Source organism: Enterococcus sp. HY326, from assembly GCF_026157065.1.
GTDB lineage: Bacteria > Bacillota > Bacilli > Lactobacillales > Enterococcaceae > HY326.
The window spans coordinates 126,223-137,614 of sequence record NZ_JANLGQ010000006.1; the positions used below are offsets into that span (position 1 = coordinate 126,223).

General features: G+C 39.0%; 11 protein-coding genes and 1 pseudogene. 5 read left to right on the top strand and 7 right to left on the bottom strand.

The window, feature by feature from the left end; genetic code table 11:
• Positions 1-258: 258 nt before the first annotated feature.
• On the top strand, positions 259-570 hold the full coding sequence (locus ORH16_RS15170) for a hypothetical protein (protein ID WP_265459696.1): 312 nt from the start codon (positions 259-261) through the stop codon (positions 568-570).
• Between the two features lies 1 nt (position 571).
• Positions 572-766, top strand: coding sequence for a helix-turn-helix transcriptional regulator (locus ORH16_RS15175; RefSeq protein WP_265459697.1), 195 nt, complete (start codon positions 572-574; stop codon positions 764-766).
• Between the two features lie 404 nt (positions 767-1,170).
• Here ORH16_RS15175 and ORH16_RS15180 read toward each other — a convergent pair whose 3' ends face one another.
• Complete coding sequence (locus tag ORH16_RS15180; RefSeq protein WP_265459698.1) at positions 1,171-2,454, bottom strand: PTS sugar transporter subunit IIC; 1,284 nt, start codon at positions 2,452-2,454, stop codon at positions 1,171-1,173.
• A gap of 840 nt (positions 2,455-3,294) precedes the next feature.
• Between ORH16_RS15180 and ORH16_RS15185 the strand changes: the two genes are divergently transcribed.
• Positions 3,295-3,810, top strand: coding sequence for a helix-turn-helix transcriptional regulator (locus ORH16_RS15185; RefSeq protein ID WP_265459699.1), 516 nt, complete (start codon positions 3,295-3,297; stop codon positions 3,808-3,810).
• A gap of 342 nt (positions 3,811-4,152) precedes the next feature.
• Here ORH16_RS15185 and ORH16_RS15190 read toward each other — a convergent pair.
• Positions 4,153-4,354: pseudogene (locus ORH16_RS15190) on the bottom strand (helix-turn-helix transcriptional regulator); the annotation flags it as partial.
• A gap of 213 nt (positions 4,355-4,567) precedes the next feature.
• Between ORH16_RS15190 and ORH16_RS15195 the strand changes: the two are divergent.
• Positions 4,568-5,350, top strand: a complete 783-nt coding sequence (locus ORH16_RS15195; RefSeq protein WP_265459700.1) for a Cof-type HAD-IIB family hydrolase — start codon at positions 4,568-4,570, stop codon at positions 5,348-5,350.
• A 32-nt stretch (positions 5,351-5,382) separates the two neighbouring features.
• Here the strand turns inward: ORH16_RS15195 and ORH16_RS15200 are convergent, their stop codons facing one another.
• From ORH16_RS15200 to ORH16_RS15220, 5 genes are all read right to left on the bottom strand, one after another.
• A complete protein-coding gene (locus ORH16_RS15200; protein ID WP_322597308.1) occupies positions 5,383-6,045 on the bottom strand; it encodes an ABC transporter permease in 663 nt (220 codons plus the stop codon).
• A gap of 1 nt (position 6,046) precedes the next feature.
• A complete protein-coding gene (locus tag ORH16_RS15205) occupies positions 6,047-6,967 on the bottom strand; it encodes an osmoprotectant ABC transporter substrate-binding protein (protein ID WP_265459702.1) in 921 nt (306 codons plus the stop codon).
• On the bottom strand, positions 6,964-7,605 hold the full coding sequence (locus ORH16_RS15210; RefSeq protein WP_265459703.1) for an ABC transporter permease: 642 nt from the start codon (positions 7,603-7,605) through the stop codon (positions 6,964-6,966). Before ORH16_RS15210 ends, ORH16_RS15205 begins: the two co-directional genes overlap by 4 nt.
• A 3-nt stretch (positions 7,606-7,608) precedes the next feature.
• A complete protein-coding gene (locus ORH16_RS15215; protein ID WP_322597309.1) occupies positions 7,609-8,889 on the bottom strand; it encodes a betaine/proline/choline family ABC transporter ATP-binding protein in 1,281 nt (426 codons plus the stop codon).
• 195 nt (positions 8,890-9,084) lie between these two features.
• Positions 9,085-9,972: a VOC family protein gene (locus ORH16_RS15220; RefSeq protein WP_265459706.1), complete on the bottom strand. Its 888-nt coding sequence runs from the start codon at positions 9,970-9,972 to the stop codon at positions 9,085-9,087.
• A gap of 139 nt (positions 9,973-10,111) precedes the next feature.
• Between ORH16_RS15220 and queA the strand changes: the two genes are divergently transcribed.
• A complete protein-coding gene (queA, locus tag ORH16_RS15225) occupies positions 10,112-11,143 on the top strand; it encodes a tRNA preQ1(34) S-adenosylmethionine ribosyltransferase-isomerase QueA (RefSeq protein ID WP_265459707.1) in 1,032 nt (343 codons plus the stop codon).
• Positions 11,144-11,392 lie beyond the last annotated feature (249 nt).

Sequence of the window (11,392 nt, forward strand, 5' to 3'; positions counted from 1 at the left end):
TTTGAAATAAAAAATTTATTTTCACTAGCCTTTGTTAAGTAACTTTCTATGTTAGTTAATAAAGGTTTTTTTGATTTTTTCGGAGTATTCATGGAACAACAAATTTTAAGCTGAAATGAATTGTTGTAGGATTTAACCAAGTTTAGAGAAAAAAATTTAAATCCAATTACAAAAATGTAAAAAACTTTTGACACCGATAAATAGTTTGCTATAATAAAAATGTCAAAAGGTTTTTACATTTAGAAAAGAGGGATTTAGATGAATAAAGGTTATCTTGCGTTATGGATTTTAGGATTTATTTTGTTGGTGTTGGATTTAGGTGTCGTTGTTTCGATTTTTAAAAAAGGTGACGAAAGACGACAGATGATTGTCTGGAAAGCTAGCACCTATGCTTTTAGTGTGATGGTGGGTGTGCTTATTTTAGAATGCTTATCAAAAATTGCAGTGTCGGCACTTGATTTGTCTAACAGTGTCTTGAATGATGGCATTAGTCCCTTTTCGTTATTGACAATCACAGCAATTGTTTACTTTATTTCCCTGAAATACAATCAGAAAAAACTTGGTGATTGAGATGGAAAATATTATTAAAAGCAAGCGAACACAACTAAAATTATCCCAAGAGGACTTGGCCAAAAAATGCAATGTCTCTCGGCAAACAATCAATGCCATTGAAAACAATAAATACGATCCTACTCTTTCTTTGGCTTTTAGTCTAGCAAAGGAATTAGCGGTGACGGTGGATGAATTATTCAATCATGGAGATTAGTTTTTCTGCCAAGACAAGAGTTAATTTAAATTGCGGAATTCGTATTTGGAATAGCAAATGAGGAAAAAACTAGAATAGTTTTTTGAGATTTTGGGATGAGAGAATGAGATTTTACAAGATAAAACAAAAAAAGTGTGGAATAAGTTTCTAGACAGATGGAAAATTCGAGCCTCTTAGTAGCCGGTAAATGTAATAACTGAGAACAGGAGCGTCACTTCTAAATAACAAGAAGCCCACATTCTCCTCAAAAAGTCTAATACATTTACCAGTTCTTACAGGAAAAGCTTCAAAATTTTTTCGTCTGTTTTGACTTATGCCACACTTAAGTGTTCTTTAAAAATAAGTTTTAGTGGATGCGGTAGTTGCCAAGCTGGAAATTTAAAAAAATTGGCGACGCAAGTAAACTAAGCGGCTTTTTCTATTTGGAAAGCCTGCTTGTCGGCAATTCTAAAGAATGGATAATACCATGCGATTGAAAGGAAAATTTCCACAATTTGCCAAACAGCACCTCGCCAGCCACTAATAAATAATCCAGATAAGATTGGCGGCATCGTCCAAGGAATATTTACGCCATTTGCAGCGGGAACTAAGCCAATGTAAGTGACTAAATAGCTTAAACTAGCAAAAATAATTGGCGATAGAATGAACGGAATCATCAAAATAGGATTCAATACAATTGGAGTCCCAAAGATTAATGGTTCATTTATATTGAAAAGAGATGGACCAATGGCAAGCTTTCCTAAAGTCTTAAATTGAGAAGACTTAGCAAAAACTAAAAATAAAATGACTAGACCGATGGTAGTTCCACAGCCGCCTAATTTTACATAATTGGCATCGAATTGAGCATTGACAATGTTAGGAATCACATCGCCAACCTTGTAGGCTTCAGAGTTTTCAACAGTTAAGGCTGTCCAAATAGGTGTCATAACCGAACCAACGATATTTGGTCCATGTAAACCAAAAGAGAAAAGTAAGGTAGCTAAAACTTGGACAATAATCGTTGCAGGAAGTGACGCACCTAGAGCGGTTAATGGTTTTTGTAATATTTCAAAAATAAAGGTTTGAGCGTCCCCATAAGGAGTCATCTTGAAGCCGAAAAAGATAAATAAATAAATTAGAAAAATGAAAACTGCAGGTATCAGGGCCTCAAATGAGCGGGAAACATTGTCTGGAACAGTATCAGGCATTTTAATTTTCCAGCCTCTGCTCAAAACAAAGCGGGTAATTTCGACAGATAAAATAGCTGTCAGCATGCCCAAGAACAATCCGGCTGCGCCAAAGTTGCTGATTGGCAGGCCGACTGCTTCGTCTGCGCCAGTAATTGTTGGGGTTAATAGGAAATAAGATAATAGTGCTGGGATAATTGAGGAAATAGTATCTAGCTTATAGTAGTTACCAAGACTTTTTGAGATACCGATAACTACGTAAATCGACATAATATTGACTGACATGTCATAGGCTCTATTACAAAATAGCACCCAGTTGTCTCCAAAAATACCATTCATAAAATCGATGAAGCCTTGGTATGGGAAATTTGGGAAAATTAAAAAAATTGAACCGACGATGATGATGGACATTGAAGCAAAAAAACCATCACGAATTGCTGCTAGATAGCGGTTTGAATTAAGCTTAGTGGCTACCGGCATAAGCTTATTGCCAAACCTATCTAAAAAACTTTCTTTCTCCATGTGAATTCCTTCTTTCTTCTTTGTTTTTGAACCTCTAAATGTAATAAACCAGCGAAAAATGATAAAGTTAAAGCGAGTAAGTCATTGATCACTAGCTGTATTAAGTGAGCACTTAGAGTTCACTTTAAGTGTTGCTAAGTAATTATAAAGCTTTTTTTCATTCAGCACTATATAAAATTTAATCAGTTCTAAATAAATAACGCTTGTATGCATTTTTAATTGTAGAAATAATTTTTGACTGACTAGGGAATCAAGAAGCGAGTTAATCGATTTTATAGTGCTAAGAACATTAATTTCATTAAATTATTGAGGAAAAAATTTTTATTAAGGATTAGGTAACAGCAAAGCGGTAGGTCAAGTATTGGTAAAATAAAAAAACATCAAAAAAATCTAGAAGTTCAATGAAAATCCCTAAATCCCCATAAAATTTCCAGAATGGTCTATGTATCCAGTGGCTTTTTTCAACTTAATTTTAATCAGCAATCAGTCTCTTTATGACTGTTTAAGCAGGACTAGTTGATTAATTTCTGCCAGGCTGTCTAAATGAGCAGACTCCTTTTACACAATTATAAACGGAAATGGTATATGCCGTTTTATAAAGCCGAAGAAAAACTTATTTGAGAAGGATTTTTTTATCTTTAGGATGGGCGTCTCGATTGCGATATAATTCTTCAGACAAGCAGATAACTTTCAAAAATAGAATTAACTGCCTATCAAAAAACTTTGATAATTGTTGATGTAACAGCAAAGTGCAATCAATTGCTATCGACTTTTTTACTAAAGTGCAATATATTGGATTGTGAAATCAGATTTTTTATCGTAAGTTGTGGAGGAAGACTAGTGGATATCAAAAATTTGTTAAAAGAAAAAAGAGCAGAGACAAAATTGACCCAAGAGCAGTTGGCGGAAAAAATTTTTGTCTCGAAAAAAACAATATCTAATTGGGAGACTGGCAAAACAACACCGGATATTGACAGCCTAGTTCTTTTGGCAAAATTATTCGACTTTTCGCTAGACACTTTATTATTGGAAGGATCTGATCTTGTGGAAAATATTAAAAAGATAGAGGCTGCTAAGGTTGCCCGCAAATATTTTTGGCTCAGCTGGGGGACGAATATTATTTTTCTGCTAATAATTAGCACCCAGAAATTTTTTGGCGAATTGTCTGCTCCGGCGTTTTCTTTAGTGACTATTGGAATCATGTTGAATTTTTTGACACTCATGTATTTTACTAAACGAGTGGCGGCAACCAATGACAATCGGACTCTCTTTCAGTTATTGAAATCAGAAAACAAGCCATTGCTGGCGGCGGTGATTGTTCTACTAATTTTTTTATTAGGTTTAATTATTATATGAGTAAGTTCTTGCTGACTTAAAATGAATCCACGGACAAAAACAAAAACACCGCAAAAAACCGACAGGGTTATTCTGTCGGTTTTTTCAGTGTATAGATATTTATTTGGGGACTATTTTATTTCACTTGTTGGACTTTTTCCTGATATTTGGTGTACTCCATAAACATAATCACAGCGTTCCCCATGATAACGAGGTCCAGCAACGCATAGACGTACCAAACATCGTAATTGGTCAGGTACAATAGCACTGCGAGTAAGGCCATTAATGCATTGAGGGCGTAGCTAATTCGGTATTGTTTTGTGTAGGTTGCCTTTTCTTGTTTGACTTCTAATTTTTTAATCATGGTGGTATCTCCTTTTATTAATTCGTCTAAAGAGACCTGAAATAAATCGCTCAGCATAACTAGACTGGTAATATCCGGCAAGCTTTTGGAATTTTCCCAGCTTGAGATGGTCTGTCTAGATACATGAACTTTTTCGGCTAAATCCTCCTGAGTTAAATTGGTTTGATTGCGATAATACTTAATGGATTCTCCGATATTCATGTCTGTCTCCTTATCATTAATTTAGTCGATACGCTAGACTCATTCTATCAAAGAGACTTTACAAATGCTATTATAACGCCAATGTAAAGGAGCTTTAACATGGGGAATGTGTGATTTTCTTGCTGGCTTAGCGCAAAATATTAAAAAAATATCTTCCAGAATAATTTTACGAATAATTCCAAACTTGCTATACTTGGAAAAAATATAAAGGTTGTGGTTCACATCAAAAAGGTAAAAGCCTTCATTTTTGATTATGATGGAACACTCAAAAATTACAATGAGCCAAGAATTACAAAAGAGATTGAAGAAACCCTTCGTGAAGTTCACCAACAGGACATCCGAATAATTTTAGCTACTGGACGTCCTCATAATCATTGCGAGTATTTACTAAAGGAAAAGCTGATTGATTGTCTCATTAGCGCTAACGGGGCACTAGTCAAAACTGAAACGCAAACAATTTTTTGCGAAGAAACGCCTCCTCAAATACTTGTGGATTTTTTTGAATTTACTCGGCAAAAGCAGATTCCAGCAACTTTTTATGCTGAAGAATTATTTTCAAACGGCATTCAAAACGAAGATATCAAAACTGGTTTAAAAGAAGCTATGGCGCTTGATGCAAATGACTTAGCTACCTTTAATCTAAAGCAAAAGGAAGCGATTTTCTTGATGTGTGCATTTATAAAGGCCAATCATGATAGCCAACTTAAAGAAAACTTCCCGGAATTAATTTTTTCTCGCTGGCACCCACAAATTGTCAGCGTCTTAACTAAATCTGTGACAAAAGTGACCGGCATTGAACAGGCATTAAACTATTATGATATTTTACCGGCCGAATGTATTGCAGTTGGTGACGGTGGAAATGATATCGAGATGCTGCAATATTGCGGATATGGGATTGCGGTAGGGAATAAGAACAGCCAATTAGTCTCGGTTGCGGATAAAGTTATTGCTAAGGTAGATAGAGGGATGTTTTCATTTATTAAAAACAGCGACTAGCCTCCGCTAGTCGCTGCTAAAAAATATCTTTCTCACCGACCTCGTCCGCTCGCCGGATCTAAACGGCGTTCGACGATACCTAATACCCAGTCGGTAATAATAGCCATCAAGGCAGTTGGCAAGGCACCAGCTAAAATAATCGCTGCACCGTCAGTGGCATTGGTTCCGCGAATAATAATATCCCCGAGACCACCCGCACCAACGAAGGCACCAATTGCGGTAATCCCGATGGCAACGACTAAGGCGTTTCGAATCCCCGCCATAATAACAGAAACCGCCAGCGGTAATTCCACCATGAAGAGGCGTTGCCAGTTGGTCATCCCCATACCTTTTCCAACGTCTAAAATATTTTTATCGACTTGAATCATGCCGGTGTAAGTATTTTTGATAATTGGTAATAGTGAATAAAGAAAGACCGTGAAAATTACCACGTTAACCCCCAGCCCCATGCCAATCATCAAAATCGAAACCATCGCTAGAGAAGGAATCGTTTGAATAATATTAGCCAAGCGAATCACCCAATTGGCTAATTTCATCCGGCGGGAAATAAAAATACCCAGCGGGATGGCCACGATTGCGGCAAAAATTACCCCATAAATGGAAATGAGAAAGTGACGCAGAAATTGCGAGAAGACATAGGCGCCATTCTCTTGGAAATAGTAGATGAATTGTTGTAATAAATTCATATCCTGCATATTACTGGTCCTCCTCAAAATAATTATTTTCCTGTAAAAATTGTTCAGCTACCATGCTAGGCTCCACCAAATTATTATCGGCTTCGAAATTTAATTCCTGCATTTTCTCAGTGGTGATGGTGCCGGCCAATTTTTCAATGGCCTCCCGCAGACCCGGAGTATCCTCTAAAGTTTGATCAGCGACAATTGGAGCTGCGTCATAGGCGGGGAAGAAATTCAAATCATCCTCTAGCGCCACTAAATCATAGCTGGCAATCCGACCATCAGTCGAGTACCCCAACACAATATCCATTTTGCCATTTGAAACGGCATCATAAACTAAACCAATCTGCATCGGCAAAATATTTGAAAAAGAAAAACCATAGGCCTCTTGGAAGCCATCATAGCCGTCACCTTCTCTGGTAATCCAGGCGGTATCAACACCGGCTACTAGTTCGCCGGCGACATTTTGTAAGTCGCTGACTGTTTTCAAATTATATTCTTCAGCGGTTTCTTTGGTAACTAAGAAAACGTAGGTGTTATCAAAGCCATAAGAATCAAAGTAAGTTTGGTGGAAACGTTCTTCGAATTCTTTTTTGACTGTTGCTAACGCAATTTCCGGATCACTTTCCGGCTCCAGACCTAAAGTTGTCGTCAAGTCAGTCCCAGTATAACGGGCGGCGGAAATTGAGGCGTCACCATTGAGCATCGCTTGATGGTTAATGGTGGTGGTGGCTAAATTATTAATAATCGTTGTATCTTTATCTGTGTAATGTTCGACCATACCTGCGACAATGCTGGCTAAAATCTGAGCTTCTGATGTCACCCCACCGGTAATCCCGATAGTCGTGTCATCAGAGCTGGCCAAGCCTGGGAAAGAACAGCCGCTGAGGAATAAAGTTGTCGCAGCTAAAACGCCGGCTAACATTTTTTTAATTCTCATGCTTCTTCCCCTCCTCTTAAGGCAATTGGTGTTAATTTTTTCTCCAGCAAACCTAAAAGCCAATCTGCTAACAAAGCTAGAATTGTTACTGGAATAGTACCGGCAAAAATTAATGGCGGCTGATAATTATTCAGCCCGCTGAAAATTAAATCTCCGAGACCACCGGCACCGATGTAAGAAGCGAGGGTTGCCCAAGCGATAACATAGACTGCTGCCAGCCGAATCCCCGCCATAATGGTCGGAATGGCAATCGGAATTTCCACGCTGACAATTGATTGTAGCTGAGTCATGCCCATGCCACGCGCAACGTCACGATAATTGGCGTCAACATTTTTCATACCAATGTAAGTGTTTCGTAAAATCGGCAGCAACGAATAGATGAACAAGGCAATTACTGCGGGCAACACACCAACACCAAGAAAAGGTACCATTAAAGCTAACAACGCTAAAGAAGGTACAGTTTGCAAGGCACTAGTGAAGCCGATGACAATGCTGGCAGCTTTCGGTGTTCTCGTCAACAAGATGCCGACCGGAACCGCAATGATAATTCCTAAGCCTAAAGCCAAGGCTGAAATATAAATGTGTTCGAAAGTTTTATTAATTATTTCTTGGCCATATTCTTGAAAGAAGGCTTGCATAATTTATTCGCCCTCCTCTGAAGGTATCGTTTCTTCCGCTTCAGCTGTTGCCGGAATAGTAATAGCTTCTACAACAACTTCATCAGCGGGGGCCGCTGGAATTTCAATTCCGGCTTCGTCACCGGAGACTGACTCGATAGCTTCGCTGATTGATTCCTCTTCACCCCAGATAACATCATAGACAATATCTACTAGTGAAGCTCTGGTCAGCATACCCATAATGCGATTTTTTTCATCGACAACTGGTACATATTTCAGTCCTCGTTTTAAAATCCGTTGCAAAGTATTTCGTAAAAAAGACGTGCTCTTCACGTAGAAAACATCTTTATTTAAAATATCGCCAACACTAGTAGCCCGACCTCGACGTTGTTGAATTGTTTGGACATCAATAAAACCTTTTAGAACATTTTCATCGTCGACCACTAACAGCGTATCAACCCGTTTTTCCCGCATCACCTTGATGGCAGCTTGTAAAGATTTTTCCGGCGTAATAGTAATTGCTGTACTCAAAGCCACCTCGCCAACTGTTGTTGTATCAGGTTTGGCTTGCAACAAGCGATCTTCACCGATTAATTCTTCGACAAATTCATTGGCAGGATTTTGTAAAATATTTGAAGGGGTGTCAGCTTGAACAATTTTTCCGTGGCTCATAATGACAATCCGACTCGCTAATTTCAGTGCTTCATCCATATCATGGGTTACAAAGACAATTGTTTTGCCTAAGCGTTCTTGTAAATCCTTGACCAAATCTTGTAGGGACTCCCGTGTAATGGGGTCTAATGCCCCAAAGGGTTCATCCATTAAAATAATATCTTGATTGGCCGCCAAAGCCCGCACAACACCAATCCGTTGTTGTTGCCCGCCGGAGAGCTCATTTGGATAACGGTCGAGCATTTCTCTAGGCAGCTCGACTAAATCAATCATTTTTTCAGCCGTTGAATTACGTTCGGCAACCGGGACTTTCAACAGACGCTGCACCAAAGTAATATTTTCACGAATGGTCATATGGGGCATTAAGCCGATATTTTGAATTACGTAACCGATTTTACGACGCAGTTCTACTGCATTAATTTTAGTAATATCCTGACCGTCAATAGTAATGGTTCCTTTAGTTGGCGTCTCCATCCGATTGATCATCCGCATGGAAGTTGTTTTTCCGCTCCCACTAGTACCGATAAAACAAATAAACTCACCATCAGCAATTGATAAATTGAAATCTTCGACAGCCACTTTATTTCCCTTGTAAATTTTTGATACATGCTCAAATTCGATCAAAAAATCCACCTCATTTTCATTTTTTTTAAACGGTCTCACTTACTAGTATGATAAAAAATGGCGAATAATTCAAATTATTTGCATTTTTTGTAAATGTTTTTGAAAAAAAGGAACGTTTACAAAAAAGAAAGAGCCTTGTCATTCGACAAGACTCTTGGCAATATAGCTAGTTAAAAATAAGAATTTTAGTAATTCAAGAATTATTTACAGGTCTTTATAGATATGGGCTTCAATTTCTTCCCGTTGACCTTGTAAAAATGGAGGCAGGGCAAAACTTTCACCTAAGGTTTCCAACGGTTCATCAATGGTAAAGCCGGGCTGCATCGTAGCAAATTCCACGCGATTGCCACCGGGTTCGCGAATATAAAGACTCTTGAAATAGCCTCGGGAAACAAGCTCTTCAATTTCCCAGTCTTGGTCTTGGGCTTTTTGATACAAAGCCTCTAAGGCGGCATCATTCTTCACCGCAAAAGCGACGTGGTCCATACTGCCACGACCCATGCGGGCTTTTTTGTCAGAATTAGTTTGAATAATTTCAACAAAATCCGTTTGATTCAATTGAATCCGACCGTTGACTGTTGACCAGCCTAAAAATTTTTCAAAAAATTCACTAGTCTTAGCTGGTTCTTTAACGTGAAATTCAGTGGAGCGCAGGCCGATAATTTGTTTATCAGCGGGAATGTCATTTTTGACGACTTGACTGGCAGCTAACGGTGCAGCCGCAACCTCCTCTAGGTAAAGTTGAACATCGTCTTTATCTTTAAAGGATAAGCTAGCTCCAGATTGTTCAAAAAGAATGTTTAAATTAGTCAAGCGTTCTTGCCAAAAAGCCAAGCTGCCACTAGGGATTTTTAAACCAATCGTTCCTAAGAAGTGGTCTTCATCATGCCGCTGTGCTAAAAGCGGCACGACAAAAAAAGTCACGACAGTCCCAGGTGCGCCGCTATAATCTCCGTAGTAGTAATGGAGCATTTTATGATTTTCTTGATTGACGGTATTTTTGACAAAGCGCAGACCTAAAACTTTGGTGTAAAAATCTAGATTTTCCTGTGCATGTCTAGTTAATAATGAAACGTGATGAAAAGTGGCCATGGAAATCCCTCCGCGTGTTTTCTTTCTTATTAATAGTAAGTATAGAAGCCTTTTAAATAGAAAGCAAATAATCTGTCGTTCGCCAAGGGTTTCAAAAAGTGATAAAATACCCAAGACAATAAAAGAAAGAGTGAAAGCTATGTTAACCACAGAAGATTTTGATTTTGATTTACCTGAAGAATTGATTGCCCAAACACCGTTACAAGATCGCTCCAGCTCCCGCCTGTTAGTTCTAGATAAAGAAACCGGTGAAATTGAAGACAAACATTTTACCGACATCTTAGATGAATTAAATCCCGGCGATGCTTTAGTCATGAATGATACCCGTGTCTTACCGGCGCGTCTCTATGGCGAAAAACCTGATACTGGTGGCCATTTGGAAGTGTTGTTGTTAAATAATATTGAAGGGGACACTTGGGAAACATTGATTAAACCGGCTAAGCGGGCGAAAGTCGGCACAGAAATTCGTTTTGGCGATGGCCGCTTAAACGCCGTTGTCACCAAAGAGTTAGAACACGGCGGCCGTATTATTGAATTTCAATACGAAGGGATTTTTCTCGAAAATTTAGAGTCCCTCGGCGAAATGCCGCTACCGCCTTACATCAAAGAACGCTTAGAAGACCCCGACCGCTATCAAACCGTTTATGCCAAAGAAAACGGCTCGGCGGCCGCACCAACGGCGGGTTTGCATTTTACACCAGAATTATTGAAACAGATTGCTGACAAAGGCGTTCACTTAGTTTATCTGACACTGCATGTTGGACTAGGCACCTTCCGCCCAGTTAGCGTGGATAATATTGCAGAGCATCATATGCACAGCGAATTTTATCGTTTGACTGAAGACGCTGCCGCAGAATTAAACCAAGTGCGTCAAGCCGGCGGAAAAATTATCGCCGTTGGCACCACCTCAATCCGGACCTTGGAAACTATCGGCACTAAATTTGACGGCGATATTAAAGCCGACAGCGGCTGGACGGATATTTTTATCACACCGGGCTATCAGTTTAAAGTTGTGCAGGCCTTCTCCACCAATTTCCATCTGCCAAAATCAACTTTGGTGATGTTGGTCAGCGCCTTTGCCGGACGGGAAAAAACTTTAGCCGCCTACCAGCATGCCATTGAAGAGCGCTACCGTTTCTTCAGTTTTGGCGATGCAATGTTTGTGAAGTAGTTGTTTGGTTTTAGCTGGAATTTATGACTGTTTTTATTTGTTTTTAGTGCAGACAGACAGTAGACGCATTTAAGCTTTTTTTCGAAAACAAAATTTAGATTTGGCGAGAGGGAAATGACGCTCGCCTACGATTGGTCGTCAAGATTACTTTTGTACCATCAGCTGAGTGCTGTTGGTGTGAGAGTGGTGTTGGCGATTTTTTTGATTTGCGAGATTCAAAGAAAAATTAACCATACACAAAAATTTAGT